The organism is Nitratireductor alexandrii, from assembly GCF_004000215.1.
GTDB lineage: Bacteria > Pseudomonadota > Alphaproteobacteria > Rhizobiales > Rhizobiaceae > Mangrovimarina > Mangrovimarina alexandrii.
This window is the reverse complement of record NZ_RBVY01000003.1, coordinates 341516-365648: the sequence shown is the minus strand read 5'-3', so window position 1 is coordinate 365648 and position 24133 is coordinate 341516. Positions and strand designations below refer to the sequence as shown.

Sequence of the window (24133 nt, the reverse complement as noted above, 5' to 3'; positions counted from 1 at the left end):
CGGACTAGGATGTGCGCTCGGCGACGAAGCGCGCGGCCGCCTTCAGCATCGCGGCGTCGGCGCCGAACGGCTCCAGCAGCGCCTCGGCCTGCGCGATCAGCCCGTCGAGCTGGCGGCGCGCCCAGGCCGGCCCGTTGAGGCCGACAAGCGTCGCCTTGCCGGCGCCGGCGTCCTTGCCGGCGGCCTTGCCCAAGGTTGCCGCGTCGGAGGTCAGATCGAGCAGGTCGTCGGCGAGCTGGAAGGCGAGGCCGATGGCCGCGCCGAACTCGGACAGGCGCTCGCGCTCGGTTGCACTCGCGCCGGCAACGACGGCGCCCGCCTCGCAGGCATAACGCAGCAGCGCGCCGGTCTTCATCGCCTGCAGCGTGATTACCCCTTGCTCGTCGGGCGGGTTGGCGGCGGCGGCCAGGTCGAGCATCTGTCCGCCGACCATGCCGCCTATGCCGGCGGCCCGGGCCAGCCCCTGCACCAGGGCCAGGCGCGCCGGAGGAGCCAGCGCGAAATCGCCGCTTGCCAGAATGTCGAAGGCAACCGTCAGCAGCGCGTCGCCGGCCAGGATGGCGGTCGCTTCGTCAAAAGCCCGATGCACGGTCGGCTGACCCCGCCGCAGATCGTCGTCGTCCATCGCCGGCAGGTCGTCGTGGATCAGCGAATAGCAGTGCACGCATTCGAGCGCGGCGCCGACATGGCTTGCCGCCTCTGGCGCGGCGCCGAACAGGGCCGCGCTTTCCATGACCAGAAAGGGGCGCAGGCGCTTGCCGCCATTGAAGACGCCGTGCCGGATCGCGGCCATCAGCCGTGGCGGCCGCACGATTTCGCCGGTGCGGACACGATCGTCGAAAAGCCCGCGCAAGACAGCCTCGACGGTCTCGGCACGCATGGCCAGGGTCTGTTCGAAAAGGGCGGAAAGCTCGGTCGTCATGGTGTTGCGATGGCGACAATTTCGCCTGCGGTCAAGTCCGCCGGCCGTGGCAACCCGGCCGGCGGACACGCGTTGCATGGATGGTAGCGCCGATTTATGTGCGCTAGAGAACATGGGTCCGGCCCGTATCCGGGCAAGCGGCCGCTGGCGGAGACGCGCATGACACGGCGCAAAAGGCGCAAATCGGGAGGGGCGAAGTGGCTGCGGCGCGTGGTCGCGGCCTGTGTGGCGGTCGCGCTGCTGCCGCTGGCGCTGTCGGTGTTTTATGTCTGGCCCGCCGTCCATCCGGTTTCGACCCTGATGGTGCGGGACCTGGTGACGGGCACACCCTATCAGCGGCGCTGGGTGCCGATCGGCGAGATGGCACCGGTTCTGGTCCACTCGGTGATGATGTCGGAGGACGGGCAGTTCTGCTCGCATCGGGGCATCGACTGGGGCGAACTCAACGTGGTCATCGACGATGCCTTGTCGGGCGAACCGACGCGCGGGGCGTCCACGATCCCCATGCAGACGGTGAAGAACCTGTTCTTGTGGCACGGACGGTCACTGCTGAGAAAGGCGATCGAGGCGCCGCTGGCGCTGGTCTTTGATGCCATCGTGCCGAAGAAGCGCATCATGGAGATCTATCTCAACATCGTCGAATGGGGCCCGGGCATCTACGGCGTCGAGGCGGCCGCCCAACACCATTTCAACCGCTCGGCCGCCACGCTGACGCGTCGACAGTCGGCCCTTCTCGCCGTCACCCTGCCCAATCCGGCCAAGCGGAACCCAGCCAAGCCCGGCAAGGGGCTGAACCGACTCGCCGGGATCATCGAAAAGCGTGCGGCCGGCGCCGGCGATTATGTCGGATGCGTGCGCTAGGGCGCGGGCGGGTCGTGACGCCGGGCGTGAAAAAAAGTGACAGTCTCGACTGGTCAAACGCCCCGGCAGCGTGTATAGGCACGCGACTTTCCAGATGTTGACCTGTCGAGACACGGTCCTTTCCTGAAGGGCGCGGCGGGCATTGATTTGAGTGATGGAGCAGGTCCATGGCTGTACCGAAACGAAAAACGTCGCCGTCGAAGCGCGGCATGCGTCGCGCCGCCGACGCGCTCAAGGCGCCGACCTATGTCGAGGATCGCAATTCCGGCGAACTGCGGCGCCCGCATCATATCGACCTGAAGACCGGCATGTATCGCGGTCGTCAGGTGCTGGAGCCCAAGGAAAGCTGAGGCTTTTCTTTCGCACCGCATGTCGAAGACCGGCTCCGGCCGGTCTTTTTGCGTTTATGCGGGTGCAGGCGGGTAACGTTGCGGCACCATCGTCTTGACGTGGCGCGCTTCTTGGTGAAACCAGAAGTTCCTTGCCGCAACGGAGCCGCGCCATGCTGGGCATCGTCCCCCTGCTGATCATTCCCTTCATTCTCTACAATCTCGGCCTTGCCGGCATGTTCGGCGGCGGCGCCGATCCCTGGGCGCAGGAAATCTTCTCGCTCGCCATGATGTCGGGCGGCGTCTTTGCCATGACGCTCGGCGACCTGATGATCGTGATCGGCTTGGTGTTCTTGTTCCTGGAGATCATGAAGTCGACCCGCACCTCGAATGCGTCGGTGGTCGACCATCTCTTGTCCACCTTTGTCTTCGTCGCCTTTCTGGTCGAATTCCTGCTGGTGCGCGGTGCCGCGCACTCGGTGTTCTTCATCCTGATGGTGATTACGCTGGTCGATCTGATCGCCGGGTTTTCGGTGTCGATCCGCTCGGCCGGCCGCGACGTCAGCTTTCACTAGAACCGTTCTGCTTTTCGCGGATACGCAGACCGGCTCCACCTTATTGTCCCAACGCGTTTTTGAACGGCGAACCGGCTTCCACTTCGCCTGGGAACGCTATAGCGGCACGCCGGCCAATCGGCTTGCGTTTGCCGCGCACGGCATGCGTCGCTGTTTCAGCGAACACTGAGGGTCGGTACGGCCTCGATCATTACCGGGCAATCGCGCCGCTTTGGAGGTGCCTTGCGTCATAGGCGAAGACGATTTCCGGATCCGGCCTGGCTGCGTGCTCGTCCCGGTCGGGACATTCGGCCAGCGACATGAGATGACGGATCACATTGAGGCGTGCGCGTTTCTTGTCATCGGCCCGCACCACATACCAGGGCGTGATCTCGTTGTGGGTGCGCTCGAACATCTCGTCGCGGGCGGCGCTGTAATCGTCCCAGTGCTTGATCGCGACTTTGTCGATCGGACTGATCTTCCACTGCTTGAGTGGATCGACGCGACGGTCCCTGAGCCGGCGCTTCTGCTCCTTTTTTGAGATATCCAGGTAATATTTGAACAGCTGGACGCCGTCATCCACCAGCATCTGCTCGAAGGGCAGTACGGATTTCAGGAAATCCTGAACCTGGTCGTCGCTGCAATAGCCCATGACGCGCTCGACGCCGGCGCGGTTGTACCAGCTGCGGTTCATCAGCACCATTTCCTGGGTTGACGGCAAATGCGGCACGTAGCGCTGGAAGTACCAGGAATGGCGGTCTCGGTCGGACGGCTTGCCGAGCGCAACGACCCGGGTTTCCCGCGGGCTTAGATGCTGGGTGATGCGCTTGATGACGCCGTCCTTGCCTGCTGCATCGCGACCCTCGAACAAGATGAGGATCTGAAGGTCGTTCTTGATCAGATGTCGCTGCAGCTTGACCAGTTCGACCTGAAGCCGTCTCAGGGTCTCCTTGTAGCGGCCGGCGTCGGGATTTTCGTTTTTCCTGGCTTTCTCGCTCATCCGTCGAACCCCTTGCTATGTCACTGCGCCGCGTCTCTCAGCCTGACTTGACGACGATGTCGTGCAAGACATCGCCGGCATGCGCCATGTGGTCGGACGCGTTGGAAAGGTGCCGGTAGACCTCGCGACGCTTCAACGCTTCCAAGACAAAGGACAGTCCCTGGACGACCGCGCCGCACGCCACCCGATCCATCGGTTCGAGCAAAAGCCCCAAGTCTTCTCCCGGTTGCTTGCGCCGTTCCGCCAATTCTCGCGCATATTGTTGCGGATCGAACAGTTCGGCGATGGCCCTGCGATAGATTTTTTCGGCCCGGCGTTCGGTCTTTCGGACGGCGTCGGCGTCGCGTTCCGCCTCGGAGGGGCGCGATTTCAACCTGCCGAAGCCCGATTGCAGCGCCGTGGCGCCCTGGTGCAGAAACCGCGCCATCTCGAGCATGCGCGCGTCCGGCTCGATCCCGAGGATCTCCATCTCGCGCACCGTGGTCTTGGCGTAGTTGAGCCCGTCGTCGATGGCGGTGATCGCCCGGTGGATATCCTCGCGGTCGAACGGGGTCGAAAAGGAGCGATGAAGCACGTCGATGTTTCGTGCCTTGAGTTTGTCGCCTTCGTGTTCGAGCCGGCGCACTTCTGTCGCCCTGACCTCGTCGCCGGTTTCCATGAAGGCGACGAGCTCGGCGGTTGCGCGCACGGCGAGAGCGGACTGATCATCGAGCAGACCGTAAAAATCTGGCATGCGGGGAAACATCGCGTTCAAGAGCCGCGAAAATCGCGATGTCGATGTGGCGGGCTTCGCTTTTGTGTCATTTTCCATCAAATTTTGCCTCTCCAGGCCATGCGCGGCTTCGTTTTTCTAGAAATTTCGCGCGAAAAACTGGATCAGGACGTAGAATCCGATCGATACGGCGGCCGCCCCCGGCATGGTGACAAGCCAAGTGCCGACGATGTGCTGGGCCGTGCCCCAGCGTACGGATTTCGGCCGTTCCGAGACGCCGATGCCCATGATGGCGGTGCTGACCACCTGCGTGGTCGATACCGGCCCGCCGATGGCGGAAGCGGCCAGGATCACGCCGCTCGACGCCAGCTGGGCATCGAGCGCATGGATCGGCCGCACCTTGTAGATGCCGAAACCCAGCGTGCGCACGATCCGCCATCCCCCCGCGAGCGTGCCCAGCGCGATCGCCGTCGCGCTGACCAGGATAACCCACAAAGGCACGCGGAATTCGGCATTGACGCCGCCGAGCACCAGCAGCATGGCGATGATGCCCATGCCTTTTTGCGCGTCGTTGGTGCCGTGGGAAAAGGCCAGCGCGGCCGTGGTCAGCCATTGAATGCCACGGAGAAACCGGTTGACGCCAGGGCGCGCGCCGCGCAAGGCGAAACTCATGATCCAATGGGTCACCCAGCCAAGGAGGAAGCCGAGGACCGGCGAGACGAGGAGGGCGCCCAAAACCTTGGTGACACCGGTCAGTTGCCCGCGCGCCATGGCGGAAAACCCCCAGACGACGTAGTCCGGCCCGGCCGCGACGACGACGGCGCCGACGAGACCGCCGACGAGCGCCTGCGACGACGATGCCGGCAGGCCGAACCACCAGGTGACCAGGTTCCACGCGACGGCGCCCGCAAGCCCGGCAAGCACGACCGTCAGCGATGCGGCGGTCTCCAGGTCGGTCACGTCGACGAAATTGCCGATTGTGTTGGCGACGGCCGTGCCGCCGAGGAGGGGTCCGAGAAAGGTGAACGCGCAGACGAGTATCGCCGCCTGGATGGGCGTTGTGGCCCGCGACGCCACGATTGTCGCCAGCATGTTGGCGGCGTCCTGCAAACCGTTCGTATAGTCGTACACGAGCACGATAAGCACGCCGACGATCATCAGGGCCACGACCGCGCTCATCGGTCGGCGAGCGGTTTTTTCGCGTAAGCCTGGAATGCTGTGCCACGACCGGCCATCTTCACGCCCTCATCCGCCATGCCAGAACGGTTCGGTGCGCAGGAAGCCCGTCATGGTCTCGACCAGGCGTTCCTTGGCCGCGATCGCGGCATGGCGATGCCAGCCGACGGTCAGGCCGCCTGCGTGAACCCAGGCCGGAGGCGTTCGATCGCCGCCGGTGAGAGCCAGGTCGCGAAGGAGCGTGTCCGCAGCCGCGACATCGTTCAGATATCCAAGCCCGTCCTGGAAGCCGGCAAGATGCTTGCGATAGGCCTTCACCTGCTTTTTCGAATAGAGACCCTCGAAAAAGTCCACCGCATAGCGCAGTTTCTTGACCGCGAGGCGCAGTTCGTGAAGCGCGGCGTCGGATAGGTTTGCGATATCCCGCCCCCGCCTTCGCACGCTCCGGTCCCGCTTCTGCAGCAGTTGCACGCAATGGGAGTCGATCGGATCGAGAAGGCGCGTCGTGCGTTCCGTAACCGGCTGGTCGCGCCAGGCCTGGCCGGAGAGCCAGGCGCTGAGGTGCAACAAGAACTCGGTGTACCTCTCGGTTCCGATGGCATCGCGCGCGCGCCGGCGGCTGCGCCGCCTTGCCTGCTCGACGGCCGCCGTCAGCGTATCGAAGCCGCATTCCGCACCGTAAAGCCGCGCCACGGGCGCCAGGAATTCATTGCTGAAGACATCCCATGCACGCGCCTCAGACAGTTCGCCCGTCAGCCACTTCGCTTCGCGGGCGGCCCAGCCATACTGATCCTCCGGAAGGGTAGATTTGAAAAGCCGCAGCGCGGCGCGCATCCGCCTGAGCGCAACACGCATCTGGTGTACGCCCTCGGTGTCGTCGGTAGCCAGCGTGGCGGCTTCGTTGGCCTGCAAATGATCGAGGCAGTGCTGAACCAGCTCGGTCAGGACCTGCTCGACGGTCGCATCCCTGGCGAGTTTGACCTTGACATATTTGCGCGGTCGAGGCCCGTCCCCGGTCAAAAGCGCGTAGCCGCGCGAGGCTTTGCTCGGCGCCGCAAGCCGAAAGGGGATCGCCTTGCCGATTTCGGAAGCGAGTTCGAATATCCGTTCGGGGGCACCGGTTTCGAGCTCCAACTCGAATTCGCCGATCGGTTCGGAGGCGTCGCCAGCCAGGATGTCGCCAACGTCGATATCGATCGAGGCCGTGCTGCCGTCTTCGAATTTGAGGGTTCGCGAGCGACGCAGAACGTCCGTGCGAAAGACGGGCTGCAAATGCTCGATTCCGACGCGCTTTATCCGGCGCCGAAGGCCCTTGTTCTCGATAACCGAAATGGCAGGGGCCTGGCTCGGGACCGGGCCTTCCCACTCCGTCCGCACCAGAATGCCACCCAGTTTCTTGTGCGCCTGCTTGACGCACTGCACATAGGCGCGCCCGACCTTGCGCACCCGCAGCGACAGACCCAGCCGACGCAGCGCATAATTTGGCGTGTCGAAATAGACGGTTACGAGCTTTCTCGTTGTCGTCCGCCCGACCGTGCGTCGCTCGATTGCCGGAAGGGTCTCGACCCGGTCGAGATACTCGGATCGGATCGCCCCTTTCAATTCGATTTCGCGGTTCACCGACATGGAGCGCTCGCCATCGTCAACTTGGTCGGGTCGGTGCGCCCCCGTCACGTTGCGACGAGAAACGGCGGGCGTCGTCTTCAAGGCGGGATCGGGCCTGCGCGCGGTCTATCAGCGCGAGGGTTTTTCGAAGCTCGACCGCTTCCAGGCAATGGCCTTGTCCGCGTCTTTCGAGCCTTTCCAGCTTCTCCATGAAGATCGGCGCGTAGATCGTGATGATTTGACGATTTGTGCGTTCATCCTGGAGTGTTTGCATCTGGCAGCCTCCGTGTCTTGCTCCGGTTTGTCGGTTTGCACGGCGGATCTTCGGCAGCGGCTTCGCCATTCGCGGCCGTCCGAACTCGTCCCGCCTCGGTTAAGGAGACGGCCTCGCGGACATTTTGTTACAGTTTGGCGGCCGGTCGCGATTTGCCCGGAGGCGCACGCCAGTCTCCGGCGAAGGCCGCGGTCACGGCACGATTTCGCCGCAGTCCATCGAGGCTGGCCTGCCGTGGCGGCGGGCGACACGCGCGCTGCCACGGCTTTCCAATGGCCGGCGACCAGACCTCTCAGCCGCCGTCCGCGACGAGGCCGGCGGCCTCGATGCCGACGATCGCGGCGGCTTCGTCATTGTCGGACGTATCGCCGGTAACGCCCACGGCGCCGAGCACGCGGCCGGTCGCGTCGCGCATCAGAACGCCGCCGGGTACCGGAACGAGGCGGCCACCGGCAGCGTCCGACAGTGCGGCCATGAAATGAGGGCGTTCGCGCGCCATGGCGTCGATGCCGCGCGACCCCATGCCGAGCGCAAGCGCGCCCCAGGCCTTGCCGAACGCGATCTGGAAACGCATCAGCGAGGAGAGATCCTGACGCTGGAAGGCGACGAGGTGCCCGCCGGCGTCGAGCACGGCGACCGCGAGCGGTTTCAGGCCGTTTTCGGCGCCCTTGGCAAAGGCGGTCGCGATGACGGTGTTGGCGGTTTCAAGTCTGAGGTCGCTCATCGGATTCTCCCGTTTCCACGTCGACCGGTCTATTCGACCCGCAGCCGCTTCCATACGGCGCGTTCGGTCGAAATAGTTTCACCGATCGGGAGGGGATGGTGCCGGGATTGGCGATGATCGCCCGGATATCGTCGTCGTGGCGGGCGGCGCGGCTCAGCTTTTGTCCATCGAATCGATCTTGCGCTGCATGGCGGCGATCTGCTCCTTCAAATCGCGCAGATCGTCGGACGCTCCCTCGGTTTCGGGCGATGTCTGCTCGACGGTTTCGCCAGCCTCCGGCGACATGCCCGTGGGAAAGGGCGTGAACATGCGCATCGCGTTCTGGAAGATTTCCATGTTGCGGCGGGTTTGCTCCTCGATCGCCTTTATCGGCGTGGACATGCCCATCATGTCCATCGGAGTCTTGCCGATGGCATCCTTCATCTGCTCGCGAAAGCGCTCCTGCTCCTTGGCGAAGGCGTACATCGACTGTTCGAGAAAACTGGGCACGATCATCTGCATCTGGTCGCCGTAAAACGAGATCAGCTGCCGCAGGAAGGACACGGGCAGCATGTTCTGCCCGTCCTTGTTTTCCAGTTCGAAAATGATCTGTGTCAGCACGGGATGGGTGATATCCTCGCCGGACTTGGCGTCCTGGACGGTGAAATCCTCGCCGCGCTTGACCATTTCGGCCAGGTCCTCGAGCGTTACATAGGTGGACGTGCCCGTATTGTAGAGGCGGCGGTTGGCGTATTTCTTGATGATCACCGGATCGTCCTTGCCAGGCACGCGAACCTCCCAGATTGCCGAAACGATGCTTCGTCAGCGGTTACGACATGTCGCATATTTCAGGATATGCGCAAAGCCGCATCAATGAAAAGCGATTTGTGCACCGCAGGAAAGAGCGCGCGGCCAGCCCGGGCTTTCGCCAGGGCGAGGCGCCGTGCCGCGCATTTCGAATTTGACTCGCGCCAAGCTACGGGCAACAAAGTTGCGATATGCCCGCACACAGGGAGACCAGGATGTCCGCTTCGCCTTCCATCGTCATCGCCAGTGCCGCGCGCACCGCGGTCGGTTCCTTCAACGGCGCGTTCGCCACCACGCCCGCGCACGATTTGGGCGCGGTCGTGCTCAAGGAAGTGCTGGCGCGGGCCGGTGTCGAGCCGGCCGAAGTCGACGAGGTGATCCTGGGGCAGGTGCTTACGGCCGGCCAAGGCCAGAACCCCGCGCGCCAGGCCTCGATGGCGGCCGGCATGCCCAAGGAAACCAGCGCCTGGGGGCTCAACCAGGTGTGTGGATCGGGTCTGCGGGCGATTGCCGTGGGCATGCAGCAGATCGCCAGCGGCGATGCCCGGATCATCGTGGCGGGCGGCCAGGAATCGATGTCGCTGTCGCCGCATTGCCAGCATCTGCGCGCCGGCGTGAAGATGGGCGACTACGCCATGATCGACACCATGATCCGGGACGGGTTGTGGGATGCGTTCAACGGCTATCACATGGGCGTGACGGCGGAGAACGTGGCGCGCCAGTTCCAGATTTCCCGCGACGACCAGGACCAGTTCGCGCTCGCCTCGCAAAACAAGGCGGAAGCCGCCCAAAAGGCCGGCAAGTTCAAGGACGAGATCGTCGCCGTGACGATCAAGACGCGCAAGGGCGACATCGTGGTCGACGCCGACGAATATATTCGCCACGGCGCGACCATCGAGGCCATGCAGAAGCTGCGGCCGGCCTTCGACAAGGAGGGCTCCGTGACGGCCGCGAACGCGTCGGGTATCAACGACGGCGCAGCCGCGGCGCTGCTGATGAGCGAGGACGAGGCGACCCGCCGCGGCGTCAAGCCGCTGGCGCGCATCGTGTCGTGGGCGACCGCCGGCGTCGATCCCAAGGTGATGGGGACGGGACCGATCCCGGCCTCGCGCAAGGCGCTCGAACGGGCCGGCTGGAAGGCAGCGGATCTCGACATGGTCGAGGCCAACGAGGCCTTCGCCGCACAGGCCTGCGCGGTCAACAAGGATATGGGCTGGGATCCGGACATCGTGAACGTCAATGGCGGCGCGATCGCGATCGGCCATCCGATCGGCGCCTCGGGCGCGCGCATCTTCAACACGCTGGTGCACGAGATGCAGCGGCGCGGTGCGAAGAAGGGCCTTGCCACCTTGTGCATCGGCGGCGGCATGGGGGTCGCCATGTGCGTGGAAGCGATGAACTAAGCAAACGGCAGAAAAGAGGGGGCGGCGCGCGGGAGCGGCGGAAAAAGAGCGAAGCGGCTTCCGACCCCGCACTTCGCCAGCCGTCGTGAACCGTCAGCCTCTCCGCAGACAGGGAGGAGAACCAAATGGCCAGAACCGCGATCGTCACCGGGGGAACGCGCGGCATCGGGGCGGCAATCGCCGTCGCGCTCAAACAGGCGGGCTGCAACGTAGCGGCCAACTATGCCGGCAATGACGAGGCGGCGCAGGGCTTCAACGCCGAAACCGGCATTCCGGTCTACAAATGGTCCGTGGCCGATTACGACGCCTGCGCCGGCGGCATCGCCCAGGTCGAAGCCGATCTCGGACCGGTCGATATTCTGGTCAACAATGCCGGCATCACCCGCGACGCCCCCTTTCACAAGATGACCAGGGAACAGTGGACCGACGTCATCAACACCAATCTCAACGGCGTCTTCAACATGACCCATCCGGTCTGGAATGGCATGCGCGAGCGCAAGTTCGGCCGGGTCATCACCATCTCCTCCATCAACGGTCAGAAGGGACAGTTTGCCCAGGCCAACTATTCCGCGTCAAAGGCCGGCGATCTCGGCTTCACCAAGGCGCTGGCCCAGGAGGGCGCGCGCAACGGTATCACCGTCAACGCGATCTGCCCGGGCTATATCGGAACCGACATGGTCATGGCCGTGCCGGAGAAAGTGCGCGAGGCGATCATCGCCCAGATTCCGGTCGGCCGTCTCGGCGAAGCGGACGAGATCGCGCGCTGCGTGGTCTTTCTCGCCTCCGACGACGCCGGCTTCATCACCGGCTCGACGATCACGGCCAATGGCGGGCAATATTTCACCTGACGGATGAAATCCGGCGCGGCCGCGGCGCCTTCACAAGAGCCGCTTGATGGCCTTGCGGGTGCGCCGATCGAAGGCGGCTTGGCTCGCGCGATGGGCCTTTTTGTGTCGTGCGATCACGGCTTGGGCCGCACGCCGCAACCTCCAGCAGTTCTCGGCCGGTTTGAGACGCGCGATCTGGCGCGCCATGCGCCGTGCATGGTGTTTGGCGATGCGCACATGTTGCATTTCATGCGCTGTGATCGCGCGCTCGAAACGGGCGGCGAGCCGCTTTACCGCCTGCGGCGCGTCCTTGGCTCCGTTCCAGCGCGGCAGGCGCAACACGATCCGCAAGCCGACCGTGGCCGTGTCGACGCGGCAGCCCTCGGCGATCGGCGCGAGCGTGTAGCGCGGATGAAAATCGATGAAACCGATACCGTAGGCCGACCCGGCGCGGGGTGCATTGCGCCGCACGGAGGCGAGCAGTTCGGCGCGGGAGCGGCCGCTGATGGCATAATAACGCCGGGTGATCTCGGTGCCCTCGTCGGCCCAGCCTTGACTCGGTAGCACTGCGCCCAAAAGCAAGGCCGCCGCCAACAGCCATCGCCGGATGCCAGATATTGCCGTTTCAAGACGATGCCCGCGCATTCCCGGTTCCACCCCGCATCCGCGCCGCAGCCTTTTGGCCGACAGGGTGTATCCTGCACCGGCCGCGCCCTGAGGCCAAGTCTCGCGGCTGCCGGTGGGTGTTGCCGACCACATATGCCGATTCACCATCTGGTGTCCCGCGCCCGGACGAACACCAGATAGGCGCATGGAACAAACCCTGAATCAGGCCGAGTCAGCGATTCGTCGCCGATTCGTTCCAGTCCCGTTCCAATTGCGGCGCCAGCCCGCCCGGCGGCGCTTGCCGATTGTGTTCGGGCGGGAAAGCTCCTATGTCTTCCTGGCGAAATCCGCCCTCACTTCGCCCTCAGCGCCTAGCGCCGGAACGATCAGACGGCGACAAAAGGGCATTGGCGCAAAGGGCCTGATTGCCATTCCATGAATATTCAGCCGAAACAGCAGGGGCCGCTGATTCTGTCCGGGCGCGACGTGACCGCGATTCTCGGGCCGACCAATACCGGCAAGACCCATCTCGCCATCGAACGCATGGTCGCGCACGAAACCGGCGTGATCGGCCTGCCGCTGCGGCTTCTGGCGCGCGAGGTCTACGGTCGGGTCGCCGACAAGGTGGGCGCCGACAATGTCGCGCTGATCACCGGCGAGGAGAAGATCCAGCCGCCGGGCGCTCGGTTTTCGGTCTGCACCGTGGAGGCGATGCCGCGCCAGACAGATGCCGCCTTCGTGGCGATTGACGAGGTCCAGCTCGCCGGCGACCTGGAGCGCGGCCACATCTTCACCGACCGTATCCTGCATCTGCGCGGCCGGCAGGAGACTTTGCTTCTCGGTGCGGCGACGATGCGCGGCATCCTGGAACGGCTGCTCAAGGGCCTGTCGGTCGTCACCCGGCCACGCATGTCGCATCTTGCCTATTCGGGCTCCAAGAAGATCACGCGCCTGCCGCCGCGCACGGCGATCGTCGCCTTCTCGGCCGACGAGGTCTACGCGATCGCCGAGCTGATCCGTCGTCAGCGCGGCGGTGCTGCCGTGGTGCTCGGCGCGCTCAGTCCGCGCACCCGCAATGCCCAGGTCGCGCTCTACCAGTCGGGCGACGTCGACTATCTGGTCGCCACCGATGCGATCGGCATGGGGCTGAATCTCGATGTCGACCACGTCGCGTTTGCGCAGAACCGCAAGTTCGACGGCTATCAGTACCGCCAGCTCACCGCCGCCGAACTCGGCCAGATCGCCGGCCGCGCCGGCCGGCACATGCGCGATGGCACGTTCGGGGTCACCGGCCAGGTCGATCCGTTCGACGACGAGCTCGTCGAAAAGATCGAAGCGCACGATTTCGAGCCGGTGCGGGTGCTGCAATGGCGCACGGCCGAATTCGACTTTGGCAGTCTGGACGCGTTGCGCCGGTCGATCGAAACCCCGGCGCCGGTCGAGGGGCTGACCCGGGCGCCGCCGGCGGTCGACCAGCAAGCGCTGGAGACGGTGATCCGCGATGCCGACATACGCGACCTGGCGACGACACGGGAGCGGGTGGCGACCTTGTGGGATGTGTGCGCGCTGCCGGACTATCGACGGATCGCGCCGGCCCAGCACGCCGATCTGATCGGCGCCATCTATACCGACCTCGTGCGCCGCGGTCATGTCGACGAAAACTACATGGCCGAGCAGGTGCGTCGCGCCGACACCACCCAGGGCGAGATCGACGCGCTGTCGCAGCGCATCGCGCAGATCCGCACCTGGACCTTCGTCTCCCACCGTCCGGGCTGGCTTGCCGATCCGGCACACTGGCAGGAAAAAACGCGCGAGATCGAGGACCGGCTGTCCGATGCGTTACATGAGCGGTTGACGAAACGCTTCGTTGACCGCAGGACTTCCGTGCTCATGAAGCGGCTGAGAGAAAACACGATGCTTGACGCTGAAATCAATCCGTCCGGACAGGTCCTCGTGGAAGGACATCATGTCGGCGAATTGCAGGGGTTCCGCTTTACCGCCGACCAGTCGGCAGGCGGCGAGGATGCGCGCGCGGTGAAAACGGCCGCGCAAAAGGCGCTGGCGCAGGAGTTCGAGGCCCGAGCCGAGCGCTTCGCTGCGACCGGCAACGGCGACCTCGCGCTCGGGTCGGACGGTGTCGTGCGCTGGATCGGCGCGCCGGTGGCCACGCTGGTGGCGAGCGAGGACCTTCTGCGTCCGCGCGCGGTGCTGCTTGCCGACGAACAGGTGACCGGGCCGGCGCGCGACAAGGTCGCGGCGCGCATCGAGCGTTTCGTCGCCTTCCAGATCGACAGCCTGCTCAAGCCGCTGGCCGATCTGCGTGACGCCGAACAGCTTTCCGGCATCGCCCGCGGCATCGCTTTCCGGCTGGTGGAAAATCTCGGCATGATCGGTCGCCGCGAGGTGGCCGACGAAGTGCGCGGGCTCGATCAGGAGGCGCGCGGCGCGCTACGGCGGCTCGGCGTGCGCTTCGGCGCCTACCACATCTTCGTTCCGGCGCTGCTGAAGCCCGGCCCGGCGGGACTGGTGACCTTGTTGTGGGCGCTGCAGAACGACGGCAAGGACAAGCCCGGTTTCGGCGATGTCGTTCACGGGCTCGCCTCCGGCCGCACCTCGCTGGTGATCGAGCCGGAATTCGAAAAGGAATTCTATCGCCTTGCCGGTTTTCGCCGGCTCGGACGGCGCGCGGTACGCATCGACATTCTCGAGCGGCTGGCCGACCTGATCCGCCCCGCGCTGGCATGGCGACCGGGCAGCGGATCGCGGCCCGACGGTGCCTTCGACGGCAATGGCTTTTTGGTCACGCCGGCGATGATGTCGATCCTCGGCGCGACCGCCGAGGACATGGATGAAATCCTCAAGGGCCTGGGCTATCGCGGCGAACCCAAGCCGGCCGAAGAGATCAAGGGGCGGCTCGACGCGCTCGATGCCGAAGCCGCCGCGAAGGCGGCCGCGGCCGCCCAGGCCGCTGCGGCAAAAGACGAAGCGCAGGCCGTGCCGGCGCCCGATGCGGGCGCCATGGAGGCCGGCGCCGTTGCCGGCGAAGGCAGGTCGGATGCAGCCGCCGGCGCCGATACGCCAGAGGCAGCCCCCGTTACCGCAAGCGAGACGGATGCCGGAACCGCGGATGCGGCGTCTACGGCTGCGGGCGACGCCGAGCCGGCTGCGAGCGCCCTCCCGGTCGCGCCGGATGAGGCAAAAGCCGCTGCCGGCGAAAGCCCGGTTCCGGCCAAGGACGATCCGGCCGGGCAGCCCGCTTCAGACGAGATTGCGGCAGGCGAGGGGCAAACCACGGCAGCCGCCGAGGCCGTCGAGAAAACGGTTGGCGACGAAGGCGCCCCGGCCGCCCAGCCGGAGGCCGACGCGGAGGCGGGCGAACCGAAACTGGTCACCCTCTGGCGTCCCGGCCGCATGGGCGGCAATCGCAACCGCTCCGGCCGCGACGGCGCCGGGCGCAGGCCGCGCCGCGCGGCGGGCGAGGAAGGCGGCAAGCCGCGTTTCGGCAAGCATGGCAAGAGCGGCAAGGACGGGGACGGCAGGGACAAGGGCGAACAGGCCAAGGCCGGCCGCTTCAAGGGCGGCGGCAATCGGCGCGGGGGCGGCAAGGACAAGCCGCAATTCGCCCCCCGGCGCGAGGAGAAGCGGGACCGCATCGATCCCGATTCGCCGTTCGCCAAGCTGGCCGCCCTCAAGGAGCAACTCAAGAAATAGACCATGGCCGGGCCCGAGCGCCAACGCATCGACAAATGGCTGTTCTACGCGCGTGTGGCCAAGTCGCGCTCCCTAGCAGCCAAGCTGGTGCAGGCGGGCAGTGTCCGGGTCAATCGCGAGAAGATCGCCCAGGCGGCGTATCAGGTGCGCGTCGACGACGTATTGACCATCGCGCGCGCCCGTGACGTGCTGGTCTACCGGATCCTCGACACGGGTGCGCGGCGGGGCCCGGCCGTGGAAGCCCGCACCCTTTACGAGGACCTGACGCCAAAACCCGTGGCGGCCGAAAAGCCCGTCGTGGTTGGTCTTCGCGACGCCGGCGCCGGTCGGCCGACCAAGAAGGAGCGGCGCGTCATGGACAAGTGGCGCGGCGAACCCTAGCCTCGGCCGCCGGCGAAAAACCATTCCCCATGCCCCCCGGCCGGCGACAAAGCACCTCTTGCACGCCTATTGCAAAGGCGCTACCTCACCGGAAAACGTTGCAGGCCGCATGTGCCCGGAGTGCCTTCATGACCTATGTCGTCATCGACAATTGCATCAAGTGCAAATACATGGACTGTATCGAGGTCTGTCCGGTCGATTGTTTCTACGAAGGCGAAAACATGCTCGTCATCCATCCTGACGAGTGCATCGACTGTGGCGTGTGTGAACCCGAGTGCCCCGCCGACGCGATCAAGCCGGATACCGAGCCGGGTCTCGATTCCTGGCTGAAGATCAATGCCGACTATGCCGAGAAATGGCCCAACATCACCGCCAAGAAGGAGCCACCGGCCGACGGCAAGGAGTTCGACGGCGTCGACAATAAATTCGAGAAGTATTTTTCTCCAGAACCCGGCGAGGGCGACTGAGCCCGCAGCTGCCGGGGCGACGAATTTGCCGACTTAACGTTTCGCGGCCTTAAGCATAAGCCCGCGGAGCCGTTCGCTGTTGCGGCAAGTTGTTGATTCTTTCGCATAATTGTGATAGAAATGATCATCCTTTAGGCGTTACCTCGTCTTTTGATGGCGCAAAAACCTTAATCATCGAAAGGTGCTTACAGTTTCCGGTCCGAGGCGACTTGGCCAGGTTCATTGCCTGCGCGCCAGCAAATGCCCGTGTGCCGGAAACGGTTCGTTTTGCGCCCCTACCAGGGTTTCGGACGTCATTTCGTCGTTCGAAGCAGGAATCCGGCACAAAAGCCGGAGCCGCAAACAAGGAGTTTAGGGCGTATGGCATCCCAGCAGAAGAAAAACGCAACCCGCCAGGGCTTCAAGACCGCGGAATTCATCGTCTATCCCGCGCACGGCGTGGGACAGATTGTCGCGATCGAGGAGCAGGAAGTTGCCGGACACAAGCTGGAACTGTTCGTGATCGACTTTCAGAAGGACAAGATGCGGCTGAAAGTGCCGGTCGCCAAGGCCACGTCGGTTGGCATGCGCAAGCTCGCCGAAACCGATTATGTCGAACGCGCGCTGAAGGTGGTGCAGGGCCGCGCCCGGGTGAAGCGCACCATGTGGTCGCGCCGCGCGCAGGAATATGACGCCAAGATCAATTCCGGCGATCTGATCTCGATTTCGGAAGTGGTGCGCGACCTCTATCGCGCCGAGAACCAGCCGGAACAGTCCTATTCGGAACGCCAGCTCTACGAGGCGGCTCTCGATCGCATGGCGCGCGAGATCGCGGCCGTCAACAAGATGTCGGAAACCGAGTCGGTGCGCCTGATCGAGGCGAACCTAGCCAAGGGTCCGCGTCGCGGCGCCAAGGCCGACAACGAGGATTCCGAGCAGGAAGAGGCCGCATAAGCCCTTCTGCTTCAGCATTGGCGAAAAAGCCCGGTCGGTCTCCGATCGGGCTTTTTGCTGCGTCGGATCGCCGGTATTTGCGAGGTCGAATTGCGGGGACCCTGCGAAAGGGCGCTCGGCGCGAGAACGGGCCGTTTGTGTGACGCGCGCCGCAGCCGGTGCGGACTTTCGGGGATTGCCCGTGACGCAGCGGTAACGGGGCGACAGGCTTTCACTTAACTTACCCGCGCGCTTTTTTTGGACCGCTCTCGACAGCGCAAAGAGGCCGGCTCCCATTCCGGCGTCGACGGCCGGCAGGCTGAAAAAACCAGGGCTCCACACATGCGAAACCCCCGCCGACGATCGACGGGGGTTTCCGTTGGCAGGCCCGGAACGCGCCCGGGCTCTTTGTGTCCGACAGGATCCTGGCCGGTGCCGGGATCAGAGATAGTCGTACTTGCCGTCCTTCCACTCGTAGAAGACGTAGCCGGGCAGCGTCACGTCGCCGGTCTCGTTGAATTCGAGTTCGCCCAGAACGGTGTTGAACTTGCCTTCGTTCAGCGCCTTGACCACCGGTTCGAAATCGGTGGACCCACCTGCCTCGACCGCGTCGGCCCAGGCCTGGATCGCGGCATAGGTGTAAAGCACGTAGCCTTCCGGCTCGATGCCCTTGGCGCGGAATTTCTCGACCAGCGGAGCTGCGTCGGGGTTCTTGCGCGGATCCGGCGAGAAGGTCATCAGCGTGCCCTCACCGGCGTCGCCGGTAATGGCCCAATACTCGTCGGTGACGAGCGCGTCGCCCGATACCAGGATCGTATCCATGCCCTGTTCGCGCATCTGACGCGCCATCAGTCCGGCTTCGGTGTGATAGCCGCCGACATAAAGCACGCCGACGCCTTCCTGCTTCAGCTTCGAGACCAGCGCGGTGTAGTCCTTTTCACCGGCGGTATAGGCCTCGTAGAGGGCCGGCTTGCCGCCCGCCTTTTCGTAGGCCGACATGGTGGCGTCCGCGAGACCCTTGCCATAGGCGGTCTTGTCGTGAACGAAGGCAACCTTCTTGTCGGCGAAGTTCTCGGCCAGATAGGCGCCGGCGACGTCGCCCTGCTGATCGTCGCGGCCGCAGACGCGGAACACGCCTTCGCCCGGACGCTCGTCGGTGAATTTCGGATTGGTCGAGGCCGGCGAAATCTGCACGATGCCCTCATCGGCATAGACCGACGAGGCCGGGATCGACGATCCCGAGCAGAAATGCCCGGCCACGAAGACGACACCCGAGCCGGCGAACTGGTTGGCAACCGCCACGGCCTGCTTAGGATCGCAGGCGTCGTCGCCGACTTCCAGCTTCAGCATTTCGCCGTTGACGCCACCGGCAGCGTTGATGTCTTCCACGGCCTGCTCGGCGCCGGCTTTCATCTGCGCACCGAAGGACGCATACTGGCCGGTCATCGGGCCGGCGGTCGCGATTACGATGTCCGCATACGCTGCGGTCGACATTGCGAAGGTCAGCGCAACGCTCGCCAATAATGCCTTTTTCATGGTGACTCCCTTAAACACCTGACAATTGGAAAAACCGGCGGCGATGGTGTTTTTTCTCCGGTCCGGTTGCATGCGGGGTTCCCTTCCCGCCTCTCGACATAAAAGCCCAATTTCGCGGGGAAATAAAGGCTTTCCGCCGTGCCTGGTCGGCGGTCGGGACCGCCATGTCCCCGCTTCACCGCGGCTTCCAACCGAACGGGCCGGAGCGCAGGAAGGCGAAGCTGTATTGCGTCGACATCTGGTAGGCGCGGGTGATGCGCATGCCGGCGAAGGCGATCGCCATAAGCACGATCAGGTCGACGACGAAATAGTGCAGGGACAAAAGGGTGCCGTTGAACAGGGCGAAATGGATGAAGCGGGTCGCCGCCGTCAAAAGCAGGACGTAAAAGGCAAGCTGCGCTTTCGGCAGCCAGCTGCGCGCGGCCGCGCGCCCGGTCAGATAGGCCGCGCTCCCGGCCAACAGGACGGTGACGAAAAGGAATTCCCAGAAGGTCACTTCCCAAAGCAGCGAATTCTCGTTTTCCATATCGCTTTCCAAGCCTCCGCGGCGATTGATGGGGGAGCGGTTCGGCTCCCCGAACCCGGGAAACCGCTCCTATCTCCCGCTTCCGTCAGGGGTTGTCCGGTCCCGGTTTCGCAGGCGAGACGGCCGCGCTTTTTCCGTACCGGCCAGCCGGGCAATCCGCGCGGCGCGCGACGAGCGCGCAGACGGGCTCCGGTGTCGGCACATCAGTGTCGTCCGCCTTCGAGATAGGCTGCGCGAACCTCCTCGCGCTTGAGCAGGTCCGCGCCCGATCCGCTCATGGTGATCTTGCCGTTGACCATGACATAGCCGCGATGCGCCAGCTTGAGCGCATGAAAGGCGTTCTGTTCGACCAGGAAGACGGTGAGACCGTCGCGCTTGTTGAGTTCGCCGATCACCTCGAAGATCTGCTTGACGATCAGCGGTGCAAGTCCAAGCGAGGGCTCGTCCAGCAAGAGCAGCTTCGGCCGGCCCATCAGCGCGCGGGCGATCGCCAGCATCTGCTGCTCGCCGCCCGACAAGGTGCCGCCACGCTGCGAGGCGCGTTCCTTAAGGCGCGGGAACAGGGTGAAGATCCGCTCCAGATCGCCGTCGAAATGCTCGTCGTCGACGAGCAGCGCGCCCATTTGCAGGTTTTCCATCACCGTCATGCGCGGGAAGATGCGCCGGCCCTCGGGCGACTGGGCAATGCCGCGGCGCATGATCTCGTGGGTCGGAGCCTGGGTGATGTCGTTGCCGTCATAGACGATCTCGCCGGTGCGCGCCTGCGGGCTGCCGCAGATCGTCATCATCAGCGTCGACTTGCCGGCGCCATTGGCGCCGATCAGGGTGACGATCTCGCCGGGAAACACATCGACGTCGACACCGCGCAAGGCGATGATCTTTCCGTAATAGGTCTCGACATTGCGAATGCGCAAAAGGGGTTGCCCGGCCTCGCTCATGGCTTGCCTCCCTTGCCGCCCGAGCGGGGTTTTCGTGTCTTGCTGGTCGGGACCTCGCCTTTGTCGACGCGTTTGGAAAAGGCGGTCTCGCGACCCTTGGCCAGCGTCTTGGCCTGTTTCACCCATTGCTCGCGCTGAATCCGGCCGGGAAAGGCGAGCCAGGCGCCGACCCAGTCGACCTCCGGAGCCTTCCAAGCCGCGATCTGGTCGAACCGCCAGATGCCGAGGGTGTTGAGTTTCTTTTCGTTGGCCGGTCCGATGCCCTTGATGCGGGTGAGGCTATCCGGGCCGGCCGGGCCGGGTTTCTTGGTGCCGTGCGGCTGGCGGCCGGGAAAATCGGCGGCGTTCTTGATCTTGATCTCGCTGGCCGCCGGCGCCTCCGCCTTTTTGGCGACCGGCTTGTCGGCGCTCGCCTTGGCGGCCGGCCGTGTCTTTTTCGGCTTTGCCTTGGGCCTGTCGGCCGCGGCCAGTTCCTCGGCTTCCTCGACCACCTCTTCCAGATCGTGCTTGATTTCCGGCACGTCGATCTCGGCCTCGTCGTCGACGCCGAGATAGGCGGCGATGACGCGCGGATCGCTTTTGACATGCAGTGCGTCGCCGTCGGAGATTTTCACGCCGTAGTCGAGAACGATGACATGATCGGAAATCTCCATCACCACGCCCATATCGTGCTCGATCAGCAGGATCGAGGTCCCGTGCGTCTCACGGATGAATTGCAGAAGCTCGTTGAGTTCGTGGGATTCGCGCGGATTGAGGCCGGCGGCGGGTTCGTCCAGGCACAACAGCAGCGGGTCGGTGCACATGGCGCGGGCGATCTCCAGCCGGCGCTGGGCGCCGTAGGGCAGGTCGGCGGCCGGGTCGTCGGCACGGTCGGTCAGGCGCACCTGCTCCAGCCAGTATTTGGCTTTTTCGATCGCCTGTTTTTCCGCCTTCTTGTAACCGGGGACCCCGAAAATGCCGCCAATGGTGAACAGCGAGGCGATCATCAGCGGATTGTGCTGGGCCACCAGCAGGTTTTCCAGCGCGGTCATGCCACCGAAAAGGCGGATGTTCTGGAAGGTGCGGGCGACCTTGGCGCGCTGCGAGATCTCGAAATCGGGCATGCGCTCGAGCAGATAGACGCTGCCTTGCGACGATTCCTTGTAGCGCAGGTCGGAACGGGTGACCTCCTCGATGGCGCCGGCCTGCAATCCGGCGCCGTGCCGCATCGCGGTGCGGCCCTCGGTGGGTTTGTAGAAACCGGTGACGCAATTGAACACGGTGGTCTTGCCGGCGCCGTTGGGGCCGATCAGCGCGGTGATGTCGCCGCGGCCGACATTGAAGGACAGATCATTGACCGCGACCAGGCCGCCGAAGCGCATGGTCAGATGCTCGACCGACAGAATCGGGGTCTGGTCCCAGCGCGCCGGGGCGGCGCTTTCGATTTCGTTTTGCACCACGGACCCCATCAGTGACCTTCACCCTGTGCGACCATGTCGGCGCCGATGCGCTTCTTTTCCTTCAGCACCGCCGTCGGCTCGCGGGTGGTGATGAGGCCGCGCGGCCGCCAAACCATGATCAGCACCATGGCAAGGCCGAAGATCAGCATGCGGTATTGGGTCGGGTCGAACCCGTCGCCGAAGACATGCTGCAGGAAGCCCAGATTACGCAGCATCTCGATGCCGCCGATCATGACGACGGAGGCGATGACGACGCCGATCTGCGATCCGAGGCCGCCGAGAACGACGATGGCGAGGATGATCGCCGATTCCAGGAAGGTGAAGCTTTCCGGCGATATGAAACCCTGACGCGTGGCGAAGAAGGAACCGGCGAAGCCGCCGAACATGGCCCCGATCGAAAAGGCGGTGAGCTTGGTGTTGGTGGTGTTGATGCCGAGCGAACGGCAGGCGATCTCGTCCTCGCGCAGAGCCTCCCAGGCCCGACCGACCGGCAGTTTGCGCAGCCGGATGGTGACCAGGTTGGTGATGATCGCCAGCACGAAGATGATGTAATAGAGATAGATGAAACGGTGGATGCTGTCGTAGGGAATGCCGAAGAAATCGGCGAACCCGCCTTCGCCGCGCGAGAATTCGAGGCCGAACAGGGTCGGCCGCGGGATGCCGGAAATGCCGTCCGGGCCGTTGGTGAATTCGTACCAGTTGAGCAGCACGACGCGGATGATCTCGCCGAAGGCGAGCGTGACGATGGCGAGATAGTCGCCGCGCAGACGCAGCACCGGAAAGCCCAGGATCACGCCCCAGAAGGCGGCCAGAAGGCCAGCCAGCGGCAAGGCCATCCAGAAGCCGAAGCCGAAATTCTGGGCGAGCAGGGCGAAGGAATAGGCGCCCACCGCATAAAAGGCGACATAACCCAGATCCAGCAGCCCGGCGAGGCCGACGACGATGTTCAGGCCCCAGCCGAGCATGATGTAGGTCATGATCAGGATGGCGAGATCGATATATTGCCGGTCCTTGCTGGGGAAGAAATAGGTGAAGAAGAAGGGCAGCACGATCGCGAATATCAAAAGCGCCCGGGCGAGCCATTTGCCGAGGCCGGCAAAGCTGCTTCCGGCTCCCGAGAACGTATCGGCAAGGCGGGAAGTGACGGGCGTCGATGTCTTGAACACGAACAGGTTGAGCAGTAGGCGGCCGGCAAACACGATCGCCACGGCCGAAAACAGCAGGCCCCAGCGAAAGGTCAGCGCCAGCCCGCCGGGCGCGATGTCGGTGCGCACGCCGAGAAAGAAGAAGCCGAGCGCGAAGACCATGAGGGCTGCGATCGCAGCGTCGCGCAGCGAATTGGCGAGGCGGTCGTCGTCCCTGGCGGACGAAAGCGGCACGGAACGGGTGGCCATCAGACCTTCTCCACTTCCGGCTTGCCGAGCAGGCCCGAAGGCAGGAAGATCAGCACGATGGCAAGGATCGAGAACGCGGCGACGTCCTTGTATTCGACCGTGAAATAGGCGGACCAGAAAACCTCGATCAGGCCGATCGCCAGGCCGCCGAGCATCGCGCCGGGCAGTGAGCCGATGCCGCCGAGCACGGCGGCGGTGAAGGCCTTAACCCCGGCCAGAAAGCCGATATAGAAGTCGATCACACCGTAGAGCAGCAAGAACATCAGACCGGCGACGGCGGCCAGCGCGGCGCCCATGACGAAGGTCAGCGATATGGTGCGGTCGACATTGACGCCAAGCAGCGCCGCCATCTTGCGGTCCTGCTCGCAAGCCCGCTGGGCGCGCCCCAGCGAGGTGCGCGAGATCAAGAGCGTGAAGCCGGCCATCAGGACCAGGGTCGTGAAGATGATGATCATCTGCATGTAGGAAAGCTGGACGAGGATGGTGCCGTTTTCGGTCGACCCTTCCATCAGCGTGACGCCGCCCTGGATCTGCGGCGGCAGCGGCTTGACGCGCGCGCCCTGCGTGACCTGGACGAAGTTCTGCAGCACGATCGACATGCCGATGGCGGTGATCAGCGGAGCGAGCCGGAACGAACCGCGCAGCGGCCGGTAGGCGAACCGCTCGACCGTCCAGCCCCAGGCCGAGGTGAACAGCATGGCGATGATCAGCACGATCAATAGGACCACCGGTAGGAAGACGAAGCCGAACACCGATGTCAGGATCAAAAACGTCGCCAGGGCGATGAACGACCCGACCATGAAGATGTCGCCATGGGCGAAATTGATCATGCCGATGATCCCATAGACCATCGTATAGCCAATCGCGATCAGGCCGTAGATCGATCCAAGAGTCAGCCCGTTAATGAGCTGCTGAACGAAATATTCGAGCATGCCTGCGGCTCCCCCCGCGGAATGTCGCCAAGGCCGGCGCACCCCTTATTGTATTTCCCCTAGTCGTAGTCCTTCAAAACGGGATTGCAACGACAAAATTGTGCGTGGCAGCCGCATC

Annotated in this window: 24 protein-coding genes; 9 read left to right on the top strand and 15 right to left on the bottom strand. The window is 64.4% G+C overall.

What is annotated here, in order from left to right; translation table 11 throughout:
• Positions 1–4 precede the first annotated feature (4 nt).
• Positions 5–922, bottom strand: coding sequence for a polyprenyl synthetase family protein (locus tag EP380_RS08450; protein ID WP_106570233.1), 918 nt, complete (start codon positions 920–922; stop codon positions 5–7).
• Between the two features lie 159 nt (positions 923–1081).
• Between EP380_RS08450 and mtgA the strand changes: the two genes are divergently transcribed.
• The 3 genes from mtgA to EP380_RS08435 all read left to right on the top strand — a co-directional run bounded on the left by mtgA (position 1082) and on the right by EP380_RS08435 (position 2687).
• Positions 1082–1783, top strand: coding sequence for a monofunctional biosynthetic peptidoglycan transglycosylase (gene mtgA / locus EP380_RS08445; RefSeq protein WP_127597981.1), 702 nt, complete (start codon positions 1082–1084; stop codon positions 1781–1783).
• Between the two features lie 167 nt (positions 1784–1950).
• A complete protein-coding gene (gene rpmF, locus EP380_RS08440; protein ID WP_106570231.1) occupies positions 1951–2133 on the top strand; it encodes a 50S ribosomal protein L32 in 183 nt (60 codons plus the stop codon).
• Positions 2134–2285: 152 nt separating this feature from the next.
• Positions 2286–2687, top strand: a complete 402-nt coding sequence (locus EP380_RS08435) for a hypothetical protein (RefSeq protein WP_106570230.1) — start codon at positions 2286–2288, stop codon at positions 2685–2687.
• A gap of 190 nt (positions 2688–2877) precedes the next feature.
• Here the strand turns inward: EP380_RS08435 and ppk2 are convergent, their stop codons facing one another.
• From ppk2 to phaR, 7 genes are all read right to left on the bottom strand, one after another.
• The gene (gene ppk2 / locus EP380_RS08430; protein ID WP_127597978.1) at positions 2878–3666 is read right to left on the bottom strand and encodes a polyphosphate kinase 2; all 789 of its coding nucleotides are present in this window, start codon (positions 3664–3666) and stop codon (positions 2878–2880) included.
• 37 nt (positions 3667–3703) lie between these two features.
• Positions 3704–4399 (bottom strand): DUF47 domain-containing protein, encoded by a 696-nt coding sequence (locus EP380_RS08425; RefSeq protein WP_106570515.1) that lies wholly within the window; start codon positions 4397–4399, stop codon positions 3704–3706.
• Between the two features lie 117 nt (positions 4400–4516).
• Positions 4517–5557 carry an inorganic phosphate transporter gene (locus EP380_RS08420; RefSeq protein WP_106570228.1) on the bottom strand — a complete coding sequence of 347 codons (1041 nt, stop codon included), beginning with the start codon at positions 5555–5557 and terminating at the stop codon, positions 4517–4519.
• A gap of 66 nt (positions 5558–5623) precedes the next feature.
• Positions 5624–7180: a CYTH and CHAD domain-containing protein gene (locus tag EP380_RS08415; protein WP_127597976.1), complete on the bottom strand. Its 1557-nt coding sequence runs from the start codon at positions 7178–7180 to the stop codon at positions 5624–5626.
• Positions 7181–7196: 16 nt separating this feature from the next.
• Positions 7197–7433 carry a hypothetical protein gene (locus EP380_RS08410; protein WP_127597974.1) on the bottom strand — a complete coding sequence of 79 codons (237 nt, stop codon included), beginning with the start codon at positions 7431–7433 and terminating at the stop codon, positions 7197–7199.
• A gap of 292 nt (positions 7434–7725) precedes the next feature.
• Complete coding sequence (locus EP380_RS08405; RefSeq protein WP_127597972.1) at positions 7726–8157, bottom strand: GlcG/HbpS family heme-binding protein; 432 nt, start codon at positions 8155–8157, stop codon at positions 7726–7728.
• Between the two features lie 153 nt (positions 8158–8310).
• Positions 8311–8925, bottom strand: coding sequence for a polyhydroxyalkanoate synthesis repressor PhaR (gene phaR / locus EP380_RS08400; protein WP_127597970.1), 615 nt, complete (start codon positions 8923–8925; stop codon positions 8311–8313).
• A gap of 233 nt (positions 8926–9158) precedes the next feature.
• Between phaR and EP380_RS08395 the strand changes: the two genes are divergently transcribed.
• Positions 9159–10346 carry an acetyl-CoA C-acetyltransferase gene (locus EP380_RS08395; RefSeq protein WP_127597968.1) on the top strand — a complete coding sequence of 396 codons (1188 nt, stop codon included), beginning with the start codon at positions 9159–9161 and terminating at the stop codon, positions 10344–10346.
• Positions 10347–10471: 125 nt separating this feature from the next.
• Positions 10472–11194: an acetoacetyl-CoA reductase gene (gene phbB, locus EP380_RS08390; protein WP_106570223.1), complete on the top strand. Its 723-nt coding sequence runs from the start codon at positions 10472–10474 to the stop codon at positions 11192–11194.
• 30 nt (positions 11195–11224) lie between these two features.
• Here the strand turns inward: phbB and EP380_RS08385 are convergent, their stop codons facing one another.
• A complete protein-coding gene (locus EP380_RS08385; RefSeq protein ID WP_164749800.1) occupies positions 11225–11740 on the bottom strand; it encodes a DUF922 domain-containing protein in 516 nt (171 codons plus the stop codon).
• A gap of 474 nt (positions 11741–12214) precedes the next feature.
• On the opposite strand from EP380_RS08385, the gene EP380_RS08380 reads away from it, so the two are divergent.
• The 4 genes from EP380_RS08380 to EP380_RS08365 all read left to right on the top strand — a co-directional run bounded on the left by EP380_RS08380 (position 12215) and on the right by EP380_RS08365 (position 17271).
• Positions 12215–15490 (top strand): helicase-related protein, encoded by a 3276-nt coding sequence (locus tag EP380_RS08380; protein WP_127597964.1) that lies wholly within the window; start codon positions 12215–12217, stop codon positions 15488–15490.
• Between the two features lie 3 nt (positions 15491–15493).
• Positions 15494–15871, top strand: coding sequence for an RNA-binding S4 domain-containing protein (locus EP380_RS08375; protein ID WP_127597962.1), 378 nt, complete (start codon positions 15494–15496; stop codon positions 15869–15871).
• A gap of 128 nt (positions 15872–15999) precedes the next feature.
• Positions 16000–16338 carry a ferredoxin FdxA gene (gene fdxA / locus EP380_RS08370; protein WP_106570219.1) on the top strand — a complete coding sequence of 113 codons (339 nt, stop codon included), beginning with the start codon at positions 16000–16002 and terminating at the stop codon, positions 16336–16338.
• A gap of 360 nt (positions 16339–16698) precedes the next feature.
• Complete coding sequence (locus tag EP380_RS08365; RefSeq protein ID WP_106570218.1) at positions 16699–17271, top strand: CarD family transcriptional regulator; 573 nt, start codon at positions 16699–16701, stop codon at positions 17269–17271.
• A gap of 420 nt (positions 17272–17691) precedes the next feature.
• On the opposite strand, the gene EP380_RS08360 is transcribed toward EP380_RS08365, so the two are convergent.
• The 6 genes from EP380_RS08360 to EP380_RS08335 all read right to left on the bottom strand — a co-directional run bounded on the left by EP380_RS08360 (position 17692) and on the right by EP380_RS08335 (position 24015).
• Positions 17692–18786, bottom strand: a complete 1095-nt coding sequence (locus EP380_RS08360; protein ID WP_127597960.1) for a branched-chain amino acid ABC transporter substrate-binding protein — start codon at positions 18784–18786, stop codon at positions 17692–17694.
• Between the two features lie 175 nt (positions 18787–18961).
• A complete protein-coding gene (locus tag EP380_RS08355; RefSeq protein ID WP_106570217.1) occupies positions 18962–19312 on the bottom strand; it encodes a DUF6867 family protein in 351 nt (116 codons plus the stop codon).
• A 203-nt stretch (positions 19313–19515) separates the two neighbouring features.
• Positions 19516–20250 (bottom strand): ABC transporter ATP-binding protein, encoded by a 735-nt coding sequence (locus tag EP380_RS08350; protein ID WP_106570216.1) that lies wholly within the window; start codon positions 20248–20250, stop codon positions 19516–19518.
• On the bottom strand, positions 20247–21698 hold the full coding sequence (locus EP380_RS08345) for an ATP-binding cassette domain-containing protein (RefSeq protein ID WP_127597958.1): 1452 nt from the start codon (positions 21696–21698) through the stop codon (positions 20247–20249). Before EP380_RS08345 ends, EP380_RS08350 begins: the two co-directional genes overlap by 4 nt.
• Positions 21698–23083, bottom strand: coding sequence for a high-affinity branched-chain amino acid ABC transporter permease LivM (gene livM, locus EP380_RS08340; protein ID WP_127597956.1), 1386 nt, complete (start codon positions 23081–23083; stop codon positions 21698–21700). Before livM ends, EP380_RS08345 begins: the two co-directional genes overlap by 1 nt.
• On the bottom strand, positions 23083–24015 hold the full coding sequence (locus tag EP380_RS08335) for an ABC transporter permease subunit (RefSeq protein WP_106570213.1): 933 nt from the start codon (positions 24013–24015) through the stop codon (positions 23083–23085). The genes livM and EP380_RS08335 overlap by 1 nt, the downstream gene beginning before the upstream one ends.
• Positions 24016–24133: the final 118 nt, after the last annotated feature.

Excerpts from the sequence above, each read along its gene's own strand:
- EP380_RS08450 (WP_106570233.1), bottom strand. The coding sequence starts at position 922 with ATGACGACCGAGCTTTCCGCCCTTTTCGAACAGACCCTGGCCATGCGT.
- mtgA (WP_127597981.1), top strand. The coding sequence starts at position 1,082 with ATGACACGGCGCAAAAGGCGCAAATCGGGAGGGGCGAAGTGGCTGCGG.
- rpmF (WP_106570231.1), top strand. The coding sequence starts at position 1,951 with ATGGCTGTACCGAAACGAAAAACGTCGCCGTCGAAGCGCGGCATGCGT.
- EP380_RS08435 (WP_106570230.1), top strand. The coding sequence starts at position 2,286 with ATGCTGGGCATCGTCCCCCTGCTGATCATTCCCTTCATTCTCTACAAT.
- ppk2 (WP_127597978.1), bottom strand. The coding sequence starts at position 3,666 with ATGAGCGAGAAAGCCAGGAAAAACGAAAATCCCGACGCCGGCCGCTAC.
- EP380_RS08425 (WP_106570515.1), bottom strand. The coding sequence starts at position 4,399 with ATGCCAGATTTTTACGGTCTGCTCGATGATCAGTCCGCTCTCGCCGTG.
- EP380_RS08420 (WP_106570228.1), bottom strand. The coding sequence starts at position 5,557 with ATGAGCGCGGTCGTGGCCCTGATGATCGTCGGCGTGCTTATCGTGCTC.
- EP380_RS08415 (WP_127597976.1), bottom strand. The coding sequence starts at position 7,180 with ATGTCGGTGAACCGCGAAATCGAATTGAAAGGGGCGATCCGATCCGAG.
- EP380_RS08410 (WP_127597974.1), bottom strand. The coding sequence starts at position 7,433 with ATGCAAACACTCCAGGATGAACGCACAAATCGTCAAATCATCACGATC.
- EP380_RS08405 (WP_127597972.1), bottom strand. The coding sequence starts at position 8,157 with ATGAGCGACCTCAGACTTGAAACCGCCAACACCGTCATCGCGACCGCC.
- EP380_RS08395 (WP_127597968.1), top strand. The coding sequence starts at position 9,159 with ATGTCCGCTTCGCCTTCCATCGTCATCGCCAGTGCCGCGCGCACCGCG.
- phbB (WP_106570223.1), top strand. The coding sequence starts at position 10,472 with ATGGCCAGAACCGCGATCGTCACCGGGGGAACGCGCGGCATCGGGGCG.
- EP380_RS08380 (WP_127597964.1), top strand. The coding sequence starts at position 12,215 with ATGAATATTCAGCCGAAACAGCAGGGGCCGCTGATTCTGTCCGGGCGC.
- EP380_RS08375 (WP_127597962.1), top strand. The coding sequence starts at position 15,494 with ATGGCCGGGCCCGAGCGCCAACGCATCGACAAATGGCTGTTCTACGCG.
- fdxA (WP_106570219.1), top strand. The coding sequence starts at position 16,000 with ATGACCTATGTCGTCATCGACAATTGCATCAAGTGCAAATACATGGAC.
- EP380_RS08365 (WP_106570218.1), top strand. The coding sequence starts at position 16,699 with ATGGCATCCCAGCAGAAGAAAAACGCAACCCGCCAGGGCTTCAAGACC.
- EP380_RS08360 (WP_127597960.1), bottom strand. The coding sequence starts at position 18,786 with ATGAAAAAGGCATTATTGGCGAGCGTTGCGCTGACCTTCGCAATGTCG.
- EP380_RS08355 (WP_106570217.1), bottom strand. The coding sequence starts at position 19,312 with ATGGAAAACGAGAATTCGCTGCTTTGGGAAGTGACCTTCTGGGAATTC.
- EP380_RS08350 (WP_106570216.1), bottom strand. The coding sequence starts at position 20,250 with ATGAGCGAGGCCGGGCAACCCCTTTTGCGCATTCGCAATGTCGAGACC.
- EP380_RS08345 (WP_127597958.1), bottom strand. The coding sequence starts at position 21,698 with ATGGGGTCCGTGGTGCAAAACGAAATCGAAAGCGCCGCCCCGGCGCGC.
- livM (WP_127597956.1), bottom strand. The coding sequence starts at position 23,083 with ATGGCCACCCGTTCCGTGCCGCTTTCGTCCGCCAGGGACGACGACCGC.
- EP380_RS08335 (WP_106570213.1), bottom strand. The coding sequence starts at position 24,015 with ATGCTCGAATATTTCGTTCAGCAGCTCATTAACGGGCTGACTCTTGGA.